The following is a 14,437-nucleotide window of genomic DNA, read 5'->3' on the forward strand; positions in this document are numbered from 1 at the left end:
CGGTATCATTACCGCCCTTCGGAGGCATAATCGGTTATTTTCTGAGCAACCGTTCAACTCCGACTCTGGCTTAACCCGCTGTGACACGGACTCAGATCATGCTGCCAACGGCAAAAATCGGGCCGTACACCCTGCCCAACCCGCTGATTGTCGCACCCATGGCGGGTGTGACCGATCGCCCCTTCCGGCTGCTTTGCCGGCGGCTGGGGGCCGGTCTGGCGGTATCGGAGATGGTCATAGCGGACAGCAAGCTCTGGCATACGCGCAAGTCCCGTAGTCGCCTCAACCACGAGGGCGAACCCGAGCCCCGCTCGGTTCAGATCGCCGGCGGCGACCCCGAGATGCTGGCCGATGCGGCCCGTCAGAACGCAGAGTTTGGCGCCCAGATCATCGACATCAACATGGGCTGTCCGGCGAAGAAGGTGTGCAACAAGGCGGCTGGCTCGGCGCTGATGAAGGACGAAGCCCTGGTACGCGATATCCTGCATGCAGTGGCAGGGGCCGTCGAGGTGCCGGTTACCCTGAAGATGCGCACCGGTTGGGACAGCGACAATCGCAATGCCCTGACCATTGCCCGCATGGCAGAGGACGCCGGCATCCAGGCAATTGCGATACACGGTCGCACCCGGGCAGACAAGTACAACGGCCAGGCCGAGTACGACACCATCGCCGAGGTCAAATCCAGGGTGTCCATTCCGGTGTTCGCCAACGGGGATATCACCTCCCCGGAAAAGGCCCGGGACGTGCTCCGTCATACCGGGGCTGACGGCTTGCTGATTGGCCGTGCCGCCCAGGGCAGCCCCTGGATCTTCCGGGAAATCCTGCATTTTCTGGAAACCGGCCGGCATCTTCCGGCACCGCCGCTGGACGAAGTGGAGCAGATCCTGACCGAGCATTTGCAGGCCCTGCATGCCTTCTACGGGAACACCATGGGGCCGCGCATTGCCAGAAAACACGTGGGCTGGTACCTGCAGTCTCACGACCCGGGCAAACAATTCAGAAAACGCTTCAACGCCATCGACGATGCGCTGGAGCAGAAAGACGCGATTCAACAGTACTTTGCAGGCTTACGAAATGGAGAGGTATTCGCAGCATGAGCGCTGAGACTTTGGCAAACGACAACCTGAGCACACCCGCCAACGATGATATCCATCAGTTGCAGACGGTGAACAGCAGCGGCAACACTGTCACCCTGCGTGACAGCGTGGAAGTGGCCCTGAAAAACTACTTCGCCCAACTGGATGGCGCTCCGGTCACCGAGGTATACCAGCTGGTGCTTTCCGAAGTGGAAGCGCCCCTGCTTGAGCAGGTCATGAAGTACACCCGCAACAACCAGACCAAGGCATCCACCATGCTGGGCCTGAACCGCGGCACCCTGCGCAAGAAGCTCAAGCAGTACGGTCTGCTATAATCCAGACACCCTGATTTGATGAGGGCCTCCCGGACACCATTCGCGAGGCCCTTATTCGTTCATCTCCAGCGAAGATAGTGACCCATGGCAAACCAGGCTAATACCTCCGTCCGTCGCGCGCTGATCAGCGTGAGTGACAAGACAGGCATCGTCGATTTCGGACGAGCCCTGACCGAACGCGGCGTCGAGCTGCTCTCCACCGGCGGCACCTACAGGCTGCTGAAGGACAACAAGGTCCCCGTCACCGAAGTGTCCGACTACACGGGCTTCCCCGAGATGATGGATGGCCGGGTCAAGACCCTGCATCCGAAAATCCACGGCGGTATCCTCGGGCGTCGGGGCACCGACGACACCGTCATGTCCGAGCACGGCATCAATCCGATCGACATGGTGGTGGTGAACCTCTACCCGTTCGAGGAGACCGTGGCCAACCCCGACTGCGACCTGGCCACTGCCATCGAGAACATCGACATCGGCGGGCCGACCATGGTGCGCGCCGCTGCCAAGAACCACAACGACGTGGCCATTGTTGTTAACGCCTCCGACTACAACCGTGTACTGAAAGAGCTGGACGCCAACGACGGCCAGCTGAGCTACAGCACCCGGTTCGACCTGGCGGTCAAGGCGTTCGAACACACCGCCGGCTACGATGGCGCCATCGCCAACTATCTGGGTGGCCGAACCCCGGACAACGACAACGCAGATTTCCCGCGCACCTTCAACGCCCAGTTCGTCAAGGTGCAGGACATGCGCTATGGCGAGAATCCGCACCAGCGGGCCGCCTTCTACGCCGAGCGTCACCCGAAGGAAGCCTGCGTGGCCACCGCCAAACAGCTGCAGGGCAAGGAACTGAGCTACAACAATGTGGCCGACACCGACGCCGCCCTGGAGTGCGTGAAGCCCTTCGCCGACCCGGCCTGTGTGATCGTCAAGCACGCCAATCCCTGCGGCGTGGCCATCGGCGCCGATATCCGCCAGGCCTACGACCTGGCCTTCGCCACCGACCCCACTTCGGCTTTCGGCGGCATCATCGCCTTCAACCGTGAACTGGATGCTGAGACCGCCAAAGCGATTATCGACCGGCAGTTCGTGGAAGTGATCATCGCCCCCACCATCGCGCCGGAAGCGGTGGAACTGGTGGCCGCGAAGAAGAACGTTCGCCTGCTGGCCTGTGGCGAGTTTGACGGCGAGCGCGCCCGCTCCATGGACTACAAGCGCGTTACCGGCGGCCTGCTGGTGCAGGACCGGGACCTGGGCATGGTGGCCATGGAGGACGTGAAGGTGGTTACCGAGCGCCAGCCGTCCGAGCAGGAACTGAACGACCTGCTGTTCGCCTGGGAAGTGGCCAAGTACGTCAAATCCAATGCCATTGTCTACGCCAAGGCGGGCCGCACCATTGGTGTGGGCGCCGGCCAGATGAGCCGGGTGTACAGCGCCAAGATCGCTGGCATCAAGGCCGCGGATGAAGGCCTGGAAGTGAAGGGCTCGGTGATGGCCTCCGATGCCTTCTTCCCGTTCCGGGACGGTATTGATGCCGCGGCCGCAGCCGGTATCACCGCCGTGATCCAGCCGGGCGGCTCCATGCGCGACCAGGAAGTGATCGATGCGGCGAACGAACACGGCATTGCCATGGTCTTTACCGGCATGCGTCACTTCCGGCACTGAGGTACTGAAACGATGAACATTCTTGTTATTGGCTCCGGTGGCCGTGAGCACGCCCTGGCCTGGAAAGCCGCCCAGTCCCCGAAAGCAGACCGGGTTTTCGTGGCTCCCGGCAACGCCGGCACCGCCCGGGAACCGGGTCTGGAGAACGTTGATATCGACGTCATGGACCTTGAGGGCCTGGCCGGTTTTGCCGCCACCAACAACGTGGAGCTGACCATCGTTGGCCCCGAAGCACCGCTGGTGGCGGGCCTTGTCGACAAGTTCGAGGCCCGGGGCCTCAGGGTGTTTGGCCCCAGCGCCGGCGCCGCCCAGTTGGAGGGCTCCAAGGCCTTTACCAAGGATTTCCTGGCGCGCCACAAAATCCCTACCGCCGGTTACGGCAACTTCACCGATGTCGACGAGGCGCTGGCCTACGTGCGCAAACAGGGCGCGCCGATCGTGGTCAAGGCCGATGGCCTGGCCGCCGGCAAGGGCGTGATCGTGGCCATGACCCTGGAAGAGGCCGAGGACGCCATCCGAGACATGCTGGCGGGCAATGCTTTTGGCGATGCCGGCAGCCGTGTCGTCGTCGAGGAGTTCCTCGAAGGCGAGGAAGCCAGCTTTATCGTGATGGTGGATGGCGAGCACGTACTGGCCATGGCCACCTCCCAGGATCACAAGCGCGTGGGCGACGGCGATACCGGCCCCAACACCGGCGGCATGGGCGCCTATTCACCGGCACCGGTGGTGACTGCCGATGTCCACCAGCGGATCATGGATGAGGTTATCTTCCCGACCGTGCAGGGCATGGCCGCCGAGGGTCACCCCTACAAAGGCTTTCTGTACGCCGGCCTGATGATCGACCCCAGCGGTGCCCCCAAGGTCATTGAGTTCAACTGCCGCTTCGGCGACCCGGAAACCCAGCCGATCATGCTGCGCATGAAATCCGACCTGGTGGAACTGTGCAGTGCCGCCATCGACGGCAAACTGGACCAGTGCCGCTCCGAGTGGGATGACCGGGCATCGGTAGGTATCGTGCTGGCCGCCGGCGGTTACCCCGGCAGCTACAACAAGGGTGACGTGATTTCCGGCCTGCCTGAGGAAGAAACCGACGGCGAGAAAGTGTTCCACGCCGGGACCCGCCTTTCGGGCGATCAGGTGGTGACCAACGGCGGTCGGGTTCTGTGCGCAACGGCCCTTGGCAACACGGTTACCGAGGCCCAGCAGCGGGCCTACGACGTGGCAGGCAAAATCCAGTGGGACGGCGTGTTCTACCGCAAGGATATCGCCTTCCGGGCGATTGCCCGCGAGCGTTCGTGAGCCGTTGAACGAAAACACCAACGCCTGCTCGAAAACACAGCCCGGTCATTGACCGGGCTTTTTTATGGGGTAATGTAAACGCCTCGCAGAGGACGCTAACCCACCGATTGCCAAGGAGCCCGCCATGCCCCGTTTTGCCACCCGCAACCTGCTGTTCGTGCTGACCGTTTCACTACTGCTGAGTGCCTGTTCCCGCCAGGGCCTTTACGACACTGCAATCGGTCTCGAACGTTCAATGTCAGGCCTCGAGGCGGACACCCTGGTGGTCGGTGAACTGACAATCGCTTACCTGCGCAACGAGCAGCCGGTCGATGGCGAAACCATTGTCATGATTCACGGGTTCGGCGCTAACAAGGATAACTGGACCCGGCTTGCCAAGCACCTGACCGGTGATTTCAACGTCTATGCCATTGACCTGCCGGGACACGGCGACAGCAGCAAGCCGCTCGACATCGGGTACCACTTCGACGAACAGACCAATCGACTGGCAACTATCCTGGACGAGCTGGGCCTGGACCGGTTTCACATGATGGGCAACTCCATGGGCGGCGCCATTACCGCGCTCTACGCAGCCAACTTCCCCGGGCAGATCCGCTCCGCGACCCTGTTCGATCCTGCGGGCATCTGGGCCTACGAGTCCGACCTCTCCGATCAGGTGATGGCCGGTGACAATCCGCTTATTCCCACCAAAGAGGGCGACTTCGAACGCCTGGTCGATTTCGCCCTCGAGAAGAAGCCCTTCGTGCCCTGGCCCGTGTACAGCGTGATGGAGGAAAAAGCCATCGCAAACCGGGAAGTCAATACGGTCATCTTTAGCGATATCCGCGACAGCACCATGGCGTCCGCCTTCAGCGAGCGCATCACGGAGATTCAGGCGCCGGTACTGATCGTCTGGGGGCAGGAGGACCGGATCACCGATCCACGTAACGCCGATATTTTCGTCCAGCAGATACCCGATGCCCGAAAGGTCATTCTGGAGGGTGTTGGTCATGCACCGATGATCGAAGTTCCAGAGGAATCGGCTCGTTTGTTCCGACAATTTCTGGCCGAGTCGGTGAAAACACGCTAGCCTTGCCTGCGTCCAAACCGAAACCTCGCGTTACCCATGCCTGAAGCCATCTGGATTACCTTTGCCTTTGTGCTCGGCCTGCTGGTCAAAATGGTGGGCCTGCCGCCCCTGGTGGGTTACCTTGCAGCCGGTTTTGTACTGAGCGGCATTGCCGAGACCACCAGCCTTGCCATCGAGGCCACCGGCGTGCTCCAGCACATCGCGCACCTCGGTGTGCTCCTGCTGCTGTTCACTGTTGGCCTGAAACTCAAGCTGCGCTCCATCGTCAGCCCCGAGGTAATCGGCGGCAGCCTCCTGCATTTCGCCATAACCTGCGCGGTATTCGCGCCGGGGGTCTACCTGCTCCTGGACGTCTCCTGGTCGACTGCGCTGATGCTGGCCATCGCCCTGTCCTTCTCAAGCACCGTGCTGGCGGCCAAGGTGCTCGAATCAAAACGGGAGCTACGTGCGTTCCATGGCCGCGTCGCCATCGGCATCCTGATCATGCAGGACCTGATTGCCCTGGTGGTGATGAGTCTTGCTGCCGGCAAGACGCCGTCACAGTGGGCATTGATTGTGTTTGGCCTGCCCCTGCTGCGACCATTGCTGTTCCGCCTGCTCGACGCCAGCGGGCACGACGAGCTACTGGTGTTGTTGGGCCTGTTGCTGGCCCTGGTTGTTGGCGGGCTGGGTTTCGAAGCCGTGGGGCTCAGTTCCGAACTCGGCGCCCTCATCTTTGGCGCCATGCTCGCCAATCACCCTCGGGCCCAGGAACTGTCAAAGTCGCTCTGGAGCGTGAAGGAAGTTTTCCTGGTCGGGTTTTTCCTGCAGATTGGCATGGGCGGGCTCCCGGATTCCGACGCCCTCCTGTTTGCCGTGATCGCCGGTCTGGTGCTGCCACTCAAGGGTATCCTGTTCTTTTTCCTGCTGCTGGCGTTCCGGTTACGGGCCCGCAGCGGCTTCCTGAGTGCCCTGGCGCTGACCAACTACAGCGAATTCGGCCTGATTGTCGCCAGCGTCGCGCTGCCCGAGTGGCTGGTTCCCCTGGCCATTTCGGTCTCGGTGTCGTTCCTGGTGTCGGCGCCGCTGAATCGCTTCTCCCACGGCATTTACGAGCGCTATGCCAGAAACCTCAGCCGGTTTGAAGGCCGCAAGCATCACCCCGACGAGCAGCCTATTTCCCTGGGCGACACCCGGGTGCTGATCATGGGGATGGGCCGTACCGGAACCGCCGCCTACGACTGGCTCGCCGACGACGAAGCCCGGCTGATGGGGCTGGATTCGGATCCGGCGAAAGCCCGCCAGCACCAGAAAGCCGGCCGCAATGTGGTGTTCGCCGACGCCGAGGATGCTTCCTTCTGGAACGGGCTGCATATGCCTGCCGTTCAGTCCGTGATCCTGGCAATGGGCGACATCGAGGGCAAGCTCATCGCCGCGCGTATGCTCAGGAAGCTGGGTTTCAAGGGCTATATCGTCGCCCACACCATGTACGAAGACGAAGCAAAGCAGATCCGTGAGGCGGGCGCCGACGAGGCCTACCTGACCATGAGTGAAACCGGCGTGGCACTGGCCAGTCACATCACCGACAGGAGCGCTTCGGGATCGGCACCGTTGGCCGGCGCAGCTGACTAGCCAGAGCGTCGGAGGCTCCGCGCCTACGGGTCGCCAAGTGCACAGGTGCGAAAGCCGGTATACGCATCATTGCGCAGCGGCAGATAGGCCTGGCGATAGGTACCGCGTATCAGGCAGGACGACGTGGCGCAGCTGCCGCCACGGGTTACCTTGTGGTCGCCGAACTGAAGGGTGGACATGAACGGATACACATCCACCTTGAAGCCGTCGTACGGGAAGAACTGACTGCTGGTCCACTCCCAGACGGTACCCGTCATCTGTCTGCAGCCGAAGGGGCTGTCGCCCTCGGGGTAATCGGTGACGGGATTCTGGGCCATGGCCCGACCGTCGAGATCGGCCCTGCGGTCGTCCGGCGTGTCATTACCCCAGGGGAAACGACGTGCAGGCCCGCCCGGTCGGTTGCCAAGCGCCGCCACCTCCCATTCAAACTCGGTGGGCAGCCGTCGACCGGCCCAGTGACAGTAGGCCTCGGCCTCCCAGAAAGTCACGTGGGTGACCGGAGCCTCCGGATTCAGCAACTGCCACTGATCGAACAGCCGTTCCTGCCACTGACCCTCGTGCCAGCGCCAGTAAAGGGGGTGCTTCGGAGTCCGCATCAACGGTTCAGCACTGCCATGGACCAGGGCCACATCGGTCTCAGTCTGCAACCATTTGCGCCCCCCGAACGACCACAGCTCGGGCCGACGATAGCCACCGTCCTCGACGAATTCCCGGAACTCGCGGTTGCTGACCAGATGTTTCGAGATGGCAAACGCGTCCAGGCGAACCTTGAAGGCCGGCTTTTCATTGTCGAAAGCAAAGTCTTCACCGGCATAGGCCTCCGACTCGCCCGGCATGCCGATGAGCCACTCGCCGGCCGGAATCGTGACATCACCACCCTGCCCCTCGCCAGGTGCCGGCCGATAGCAGTCGGTGCCCGGCGGCGCCGGATAACCCACCGTCTGACGACACCAGATCAGCGACTCGATGTGCATGTTCTGGTGGTAAATAGCGTACCGGTACAGATAACGGGCCTGGTCGGTCAGCGGCTGGGTCCGGATGCGTTCGGCCACCCGGTCGTAGATCAGGTTGAAGTAGGCCAGGGTCTGCTCCCGCCCGGGGAACAGCTCGCGGTTCCACCGGTCCCGATGCTCCACGTGGAAGGAATCCCACAGATCGTCCATGGAAGGATCGACGCTGGGGGTGCCGTCCAGCAGATTGAACACGAAGACCTCGTAGAAGAAAGCGGCGTGGCCCATCTCCCACAGAGGCGGATTGACGCCGGGATGGTAGGGTACGTCCAATGCCGATTCAGGCAGGGAGGTCACCAGGGCCTCGGTACGCTTCCGGGTCCACTCCAGCTGGCTCAGCAGCTCGGCTCTGGCTTCGTCGATTCGCTCTATCGTGGTCATATCACCCATCATCCACCTCAACCTGACTGCCCATCAGCATAACAGACAGCGAAAAACGGACGCCAAACCAATTCAACCGGTCTTCTGCAAAAGCTGGGGTTTACGGACAGACAGCGCCATCGGATCGGATCCGCCATCAGCTGCGTCCGCTCAGACCCAGACCATCAGGATCAGGGGAGTGGCCACCAGGGTGACGATCACCGAAAGCGGCAAGCCCAGGCGCCAGTAGTCGCCGAAACGATACCCGCCAGGCTCCATGACCAGAGCATTGGACTGGTGCCCGACCGGCGTCAGGAAGGCGCATGAGGCACCGATGGCCACGGCCATCAGCAGCGCATCGGACGACACATTCAACTGGCTGGCAATGCTGAGGGCTATGGGAGCCACCAGGATGGCCGCTGCCGCATTGTTAACGACATTCGACAGCAGCATGGTGCCTGCCAGCACAATGGAAATCACCAGCCAGGGCTCACTGCCGGAGCCGAGCTCAAGCATCCAGGACGCAATCAGGCTGGCCGCCCCGGTGCTCTCCAGGGCCTGTCCGACCGGAATCATGGCCGCCAGCAGGACAATCACCGGCCAGTCAATCGCGCGGTAGGCTTCCTGGTGGCTGAGCACACCGGTGAGCACCATCACGACGGCGCAGGCCACCAGCGCCACCGGAGGCGACAGCCAACCGGCGACAATCAGGGTGATGGCGGCCAGGAACAGCCCGCCGGAGAGCAGGCCACTGCGCTCCTGGCCGAATCGCAGACCGCGCTCCGCCAGTGGCAGGCACCCCAGGTTCTGCAGCGTCGCCCGCAGAGTCTGCTCATGTCCCTGGACCAGCAGGATGTCCCCGGACTGGAATCGGATATCACCCAGCCGTTTCTCCAGTCGCTGCCCCTGTCTGGCCACGGCAACAATGTTCAGCCCCCGCTGCTCCCGAAGGTTCAGGCGGTTTGCCGTCTGACCGATCAGCACGGACTCGGGCGCAATCACCGCCTCCAGCAGACGGACGTCCCCCTCTGCCAGAGCCGGCTCTTCGGGCTCGTCTGCCGAGTCCCCGTCGCCTTCCGGGTCATCGGCCTCGTCCTCCTCTGCTCCGGCAACGTTGGCAAGCTCCAGCTGGGTCTTGTCCAGAAACTCCTGCAACGCGTCGGTGCCGGCTTCCACCAGCAGCAGGTCGCCGCCGCGCAGCACGGAAAAGGTCGTCGGCGCCAGGTTACGCTTGCCATCCCGGATCAGCGCCAGCACCACCACGTCCTCCTCGGCATCGGCGCCGGTCAGGAGATTGTGCAGGGTAGCGCCGGCGTGGGAGGAATCCTCGGGTACCCGCAGCTCGGTCACGTAATCGCCGACGCTGAACAGCTTGCCACCGTCGTCGGCCTTGCCACGCCTTGGCGTCAGTCGCCAGCCAATCAGCGTAATAAAGCCAATCCCGGCCAGGGTGATGGCCACGCCAACCGGCGCAAAGTCGAACATGCCGAAAGACCCGGCCTCACGATAACTGGCAATGATGATGTTGGGCGGGGTGCCGATCAGGGTCATGGTGCCGCCCAGCAGCGATCCGAACGCCAGGGGCATCAGCAGTACCGAGGGCGAGCGCCCGGCCTCGCGGGACATCCACACGGCCACCGGCATCAGCAACGCCAGGGCACCCACGTTGTTGATGAACCCCGAGCACAGGGCCACAACCGAGGTCAGCATCAGGACCTGCAGCGTCGGCCGGTGGCCAACCTTGCCCAGCAAACGTGCAAGACGGTCAACCACCCCACCATTCACCAGGCCCTGGCTGATCACCAGAACCGCCGCCACGGTGACCACGGCCGGGTGCCCAAAGCCATCGAACAGCCGGTCGGTGGGAACAATGCCGGCGACGGCCACCGCAAGCAGAGCGAGCAGGGCCACCAGATCAAAGCGGATCCGGTTCCAGACAAACAACGCCAGGGCGCTGGCCAGTACCGAGAAGATGATTATCTGATTGGCGGTCACACGGACTCCCTGGTGATCATCCCGTTTGACGGCCGCGACACCCGGTGCCGGGCCTGTGTCGGCAAACTTTACAGGAAACGCCGAAGTTCGACAGCGCCGGCTCATAACCGACTGAATCGGCAACACCTGTTTGAACTGGCATATAACCTGTATAGCAGTTAACAGGAGTATTTTGCCTGTTTCCCCCAGCCGTTTGCGGTCACAGGGCAGTGATCGGATCGAGCCGTTCCGGTAGCACCAACCTTTACTGAACGCTGTGCAGTCCGTTTTCCCGACCCCTTCGCAGGAGAGTCGCCATGGAGGAAAAACGACCGCTCGTTTGGTTGTCGGCGGCATACCCGGATTTTCTCGCCAGCGAGCCCGTGTTCCGTGGCTGGCGACTGCTGTATTACTCATTAAAGCCAATGCCGGACAGCTTCGGGAGCGCCATGCCGGACATCAACCCGGAAGCCAGAGTCGGAGTATTTGACACCAGCGCACTGGCGTCAGACGCCCTGGCAGCGCTCGAAAAAATTCTCGAGTACCTCCCTCTGGAACGGTGGGTTGCCATTGTCGAAGCCGACCAGCTTCGCAACCCCGAGCTGCGCCGCCTGATTCAACGATTCTGTTCCGATTACCACACCCGGCCACTGCGGCCTCAGCGCCTTGGCGCGTTTATCGGACACCTGTGGGGCATGTCCGTGCTGCAGGCAAGCCTCCCGGATACCCGGTCGGGCACCTACCACAACTGTGCACTTGTCGGTAACTCGCCGGGTATCGTGAGGGTCCGGAACTTACTGCAACGGTTTGCCCAAACCGACGAGCCGGTACACATCGATGGTGAAAACGGCACCGGCAAGGAGGCGGCGGCCAAGTACATCCACGGGCTCTCGGCGAGACGGGGCAAGCCCCTGGTGGTGGTAAACTGCGCCGCCCTACCGCCGTCACTGACCCAGAATGAGCTCTTCGGTCATGAAAAAGGGGCCTTCACCCACGCCATGAGCGCCCAGAAAGGGCGGATTGAGGCAGCCCAAGGCGGCACCCTGCTTCTGATGGGCATTGATGAACTTTCAACCGAGCAGCAATCCGCCATTCTCCGCTTCCTGCAGGAGGGTGTCATCGAGCGGCTGGGCTCCACTCACCCGATACGGATCGATACCCGGCTGATCGCCACCAGCACCCGCCCTCTGGACCAACTGGTTGAGGTGGGAGCCTTCCGGAGTGACGTGTTTTACCGGCTGGGGAGCCTGCATGTTCGCATGCCCCCGCTCCGGGAACGCCGGATGGACCTTCCGGCACTGGTTACCGGCCTGTTGTCGGCGACTGCCTCGGGAGGACGCGGCCTTCGTCTCACTGATTCGGCCATGGTCTCCCTGACCGAGCACGCCTGGCCCGGCAATCTCCGCGAGCTCCAGAACCGCCTGGGGCAGGCGCTGCTGCTCAGCGAAGGGCCCCGCATTGAGCCCCAGGATCTTGGTTTTCCCGTCGCCACCGAGAACGCTCGAACAGAACTTTCCCTCGATGCTTTCCGTTCCCGGGCCGACCGTGAAGCGATCTCGGTCAGTCTTGCCCTGGCCCGGAACAACGTCTCGGCAGCCGCAAGACTGCTCAGGATCTCACGGGTCTCGATGTACCGGCTGATGGAAAAACACCAGTTGCACCACGGAAAAGCGGGGTGGAACACAGGACGCGAGTAAAGGAGAGTGATCAATGAACAGCACAGCGCTCTATCTGCTACCGGTGTTAACCGTCGCCTTCGCGTTGCCGGCGGCGTCGGAGGAGGCGAGCGACGGCGCCAGCGCCGCGGCACAGTCGGCTGCAAACACCACCCGCCAGGGCGGACAGGATCAGGCCACCGACATTGCCTCGATAACCGTGGACCGGGGTATCGTCACCCGTCCCGGGCGCCTGACCATCGAGCCCTCCTTCTCCTACGCACACAGTAACTCGACGCAAGTCGCCGTTGAGGGATACACCGTGATACCCGCCCTGCTGGTGGGCCTGATCAATATCTCCGAGATACAGCGGGACGTTCTGGTGGGCGCGCTGTCCCTGAAGTACGGTTTTACCAGCCGCTTCGAGGCGTCGCTGCGAGTGCCCTACCTCAAGATTGACGAGGATCTGCGGGAGCGGGAGGCCTTTCAGGGCACCCCGGTTGATACGCTGCGCGAGTCCTCCGGTGACGGACTGGGCGATGTCGAACTGGCATTCCGTTACCAGATCAATGACGGGCTGGACGGCTGGCCCTACATTATTGGCGTGATTCGCGCGAAAGCGCCCACGGGCGAGGGACCCTACGACGTGGATCGGGAGACCATTGTCGACAGCCAGGGCAATCCTATCGGGGTGGAGCTGGCCGAACGGCCAACGGGCTCCGGATACTGGGCCTTCGAACCCGGGTTGTCCTTTATCTACCCGTCGGACCCTGCGGTCCTGTTTGGCAACCTCAGCTATGTCTGGACCCGGGAAGAGAACGAGGGACCGGACAATGGTGGCAAGGTTGATGCTGGCGACGTGATCCGGTTCGGGTTCGGAATGGGCTTCGCATTCAACGAGCGGACCTCCTTCAGCCTGAGTTACGACCACTCGATCATTCGCAAGACAGCTATTGAACTGGACAACAACCTGTTCGATGCCAACTTCGACCGGATCCACGTTGGCACCCTGTCGTTCGGACTGTCCCAGCGACTGTCACCGGATGCCAGCCTGAACCTCTCGGTCGGTGTCGGCGTTACCGACAGCGCCCCAAACACCGAGATCACGCTGCGGCTGCCGTTCAGCCTCTGAGGACCGATCAGGGCATGACCGGAATGGAACCACGGATACCGTGGGGCAATCTGTACATGGCGCCCAGGTTATTCAGCTCAATGTTCAGCTGCTGCAGGCTCTGGATAACGGTACCGTTGACGCGGTTCTGGATCACCGTCATCCACTGACCGGCATTCACCTGGCTGGAGACACCCGAACCGGCTCCCACCGCGGGAGAAGGCGTGCCTGGCTGCGAAGAGGTCACAATGGCGGCGTTACCCGTTGGCAGCGCGTTTGCCAGAGCCTGCTCGACTCTTGCGGCGATCCGGCCCGCGTCCACCGCCTTATTCAGGTCTGGAATGGTCAGCCGGTTGAGGATCAGAATCTTCCCATCAATGGCGACCCGTTGCTCAAGCCCGATGCTGATCTGCAGATTGTCGAGGCCCACGAACCCGCCGCGAAGCATGGCTAGCTCCGTGTCGGAAAGGGGCAAACCCGCGTCTTCCGGCCAGGTTGCGTTGGCGCCCCCGGCGATGGCACATGAAAGAACCCACGCTGACAGTATTCTTGAAGACAAGCCGACATTCATCGTCACCACTCCCTGGATGAGGGCCAATACGGCAAGCTATGGCCAATCGTTGACGGTTCCTGGGCGCTGGAGAGCGGCGCTCGGGCGATACCAGACCAGTCGCCAGCCAGCAGGAAACTGGCTCGTCCCTGCTCAAGGTGACTGCGTATGACAAACGCAGCACCATCCCAGTGTTCCAGAAACTCCGTTTTGCTGTACTCCTTGAGACCGCGGGCGGGGTCACCCACCAGCACCGCGTTGTCACTGATGCCCTTGATAATCACGAAGTGGCGGTAGCCGTCAAAACTGACCAGCACGATGACCGGCAACCGGACTTTCGTGCGCAGCCCATCGAGTGGCATCCGGAAACCATCCGCCCTGTACCCACGCTGTTCCAGATACCGTTTCATATCGAGCATGGAGAAACCTTCCTGCCGGACCTTCTCGAGGTTGGCAACCTCAAACATGCCCGTGAACACGTCCTGCTCCGACACCGGGTCGTTATAGTGATAGGTCAACAGAGAGGCGAGAGCGGCAGATCCACAGCTGAAATCGAACTGCTGACGCATGACGGAGCGGAATCGCTGAGCCTGAAAGCTGGTGACCGGCACCTCCAGGCTGCCAGCAATACCCGGCACCGCGACGGTTCCGCCGTGGGCCGGGGGCCAAAGCGCCAGCAAAGCCCCCAGGCCTGCCGCCATCAAGACCTTGGACACCATGGC

12 protein-coding genes are annotated in these 14,437 nt (G+C 62.3%); 8 read left to right on the plus strand and 4 right to left on the minus strand.

Translation table 11 applies throughout. The features are described 5' to 3' along the window. The first annotated feature begins 98 nt into the window (after positions 1-98). From dusB to BM344_RS08230, 6 genes are all read left to right on the plus strand, one after another. On the plus strand, positions 99-1,097 hold the full coding sequence (gene dusB / locus BM344_RS08205; RefSeq protein WP_091988124.1) for a tRNA dihydrouridine synthase DusB: 999 nt from the start codon (positions 99-101) through the stop codon (positions 1,095-1,097). Continuing rightward, positions 1,094-1,411, plus strand: a complete 318-nt coding sequence (fis, locus tag BM344_RS08210) for a DNA-binding transcriptional regulator Fis (RefSeq protein ID WP_008170934.1) — start codon at positions 1,094-1,096, stop codon at positions 1,409-1,411. The genes dusB and fis overlap by 4 nt, the downstream gene beginning before the upstream one ends. Positions 1,412-1,495: 84 nt before the next feature. Continuing rightward, positions 1,496-3,076 carry a bifunctional phosphoribosylaminoimidazolecarboxamide formyltransferase/IMP cyclohydrolase gene (gene purH, locus BM344_RS08215; RefSeq protein WP_091988126.1) on the plus strand — a complete coding sequence of 527 codons (1,581 nt, stop codon included), beginning with the start codon at positions 1,496-1,498 and terminating at the stop codon, positions 3,074-3,076. Between the two features lie 12 nt (positions 3,077-3,088). Then, a complete protein-coding gene (gene purD, locus BM344_RS08220; RefSeq protein ID WP_091988128.1) occupies positions 3,089-4,375 on the plus strand; it encodes a phosphoribosylamine--glycine ligase in 1,287 nt (428 codons plus the stop codon). Between the two features lie 124 nt (positions 4,376-4,499). Then, on the plus strand, positions 4,500-5,444 hold the full coding sequence (locus tag BM344_RS08225) for an alpha/beta fold hydrolase (RefSeq protein WP_091988130.1): 945 nt from the start codon (positions 4,500-4,502) through the stop codon (positions 5,442-5,444). Positions 5,445-5,480: 36 nt separating this feature from the next. Next, positions 5,481-7,055, plus strand: coding sequence for a cation:proton antiporter family protein (locus BM344_RS08230; RefSeq protein ID WP_091988133.1), 1,575 nt, complete (start codon positions 5,481-5,483; stop codon positions 7,053-7,055). A 23-nt stretch (positions 7,056-7,078) separates the two neighbouring features. On the opposite strand, the gene senA is transcribed toward BM344_RS08230, so the two are convergent. Both senA and BM344_RS08240 read right to left on the minus strand, forming a co-directional pair. Beyond that, entirely contained in the window at positions 7,079-8,446 is a 1,368-nt protein-coding gene (gene senA, locus BM344_RS08235) for a selenoneine synthase SenA (RefSeq protein WP_091990922.1), read from the minus strand. Positions 8,447-8,596: 150 nt separating this feature from the next. Beyond that, on the minus strand, positions 8,597-10,420 hold the full coding sequence (locus BM344_RS08240; RefSeq protein WP_091988135.1) for an SLC13 family permease: 1,824 nt from the start codon (positions 10,418-10,420) through the stop codon (positions 8,597-8,599). A gap of 296 nt (positions 10,421-10,716) precedes the next feature. Here BM344_RS08240 and BM344_RS08245 point away from each other — a divergent pair, with 296 nt between their 5' ends. Then, positions 10,717-12,096 carry a sigma-54-dependent transcriptional regulator gene (locus BM344_RS08245; RefSeq protein ID WP_091988138.1) on the plus strand — a complete coding sequence of 460 codons (1,380 nt, stop codon included), beginning with the start codon at positions 10,717-10,719 and terminating at the stop codon, positions 12,094-12,096. Positions 12,097-12,109: 13 nt separating this feature from the next. Then, positions 12,110-13,186 carry a transporter gene (locus tag BM344_RS08250; RefSeq protein ID WP_091988141.1) on the plus strand — a complete coding sequence of 359 codons (1,077 nt, stop codon included), beginning with the start codon at positions 12,110-12,112 and terminating at the stop codon, positions 13,184-13,186. 7 nt (positions 13,187-13,193) lie between these two features. Here BM344_RS08250 and BM344_RS08255 read toward each other — a convergent pair whose 3' ends face one another. Together BM344_RS08255 and BM344_RS08260 are read right to left on the minus strand one after the other, a co-directional pair. After that, complete coding sequence (locus BM344_RS08255; RefSeq protein WP_091988143.1) at positions 13,194-13,613, minus strand: hypothetical protein; 420 nt, start codon at positions 13,611-13,613, stop codon at positions 13,194-13,196. Between the two features lie 125 nt (positions 13,614-13,738). After that, positions 13,739-14,434 (minus strand): C39 family peptidase, encoded by a 696-nt coding sequence (locus tag BM344_RS08260; protein ID WP_091988145.1) that lies wholly within the window; start codon positions 14,432-14,434, stop codon positions 13,739-13,741. Between the last annotated feature and the right edge of the window lie 3 nt (positions 14,435-14,437).

It is taken from the genome of Marinobacter gudaonensis (assembly GCF_900115175.1).
Taxonomy (GTDB): Bacteria; Pseudomonadota; Gammaproteobacteria; order Pseudomonadales; family Oleiphilaceae; genus Marinobacter; species Marinobacter gudaonensis.

Bases quoted from the DNA above. Each gene is read 5' to 3' on its own strand.
- dusB (WP_091988124.1), top strand. From the start codon at position 99: ATGCTGCCAACGGCAAAAATCGGGCCGTACACCCTGCCCAACCCGCTG.
- fis (WP_008170934.1), top strand. From the start codon at position 1,094: ATGAGCGCTGAGACTTTGGCAAACGACAACCTGAGCACACCCGCCAAC.
- purH (WP_091988126.1), top strand. From the start codon at position 1,496: ATGGCAAACCAGGCTAATACCTCCGTCCGTCGCGCGCTGATCAGCGTG.
- purD (WP_091988128.1), top strand. From the start codon at position 3,089: ATGAACATTCTTGTTATTGGCTCCGGTGGCCGTGAGCACGCCCTGGCC.
- BM344_RS08225 (WP_091988130.1), top strand. From the start codon at position 4,500: ATGCCCCGTTTTGCCACCCGCAACCTGCTGTTCGTGCTGACCGTTTCA.
- BM344_RS08230 (WP_091988133.1), top strand. From the start codon at position 5,481: ATGCCTGAAGCCATCTGGATTACCTTTGCCTTTGTGCTCGGCCTGCTG.
- senA (WP_091990922.1), bottom strand. From the start codon at position 8,446: ATGACCACGATAGAGCGAATCGACGAAGCCAGAGCCGAGCTGCTGAGC.
- BM344_RS08245 (WP_091988138.1), top strand. From the start codon at position 10,717: ATGGAGGAAAAACGACCGCTCGTTTGGTTGTCGGCGGCATACCCGGAT.
- BM344_RS08250 (WP_091988141.1), top strand. From the start codon at position 12,110: ATGAACAGCACAGCGCTCTATCTGCTACCGGTGTTAACCGTCGCCTTC.
- BM344_RS08255 (WP_091988143.1), bottom strand. From the start codon at position 13,613: ATGCTTCGCGGCGGGTTCGTGGGCCTCGACAATCTGCAGATCAGCATC.
- BM344_RS08260 (WP_091988145.1), bottom strand. From the start codon at position 14,434: ATGGTGTCCAAGGTCTTGATGGCGGCAGGCCTGGGGGCTTTGCTGGCG.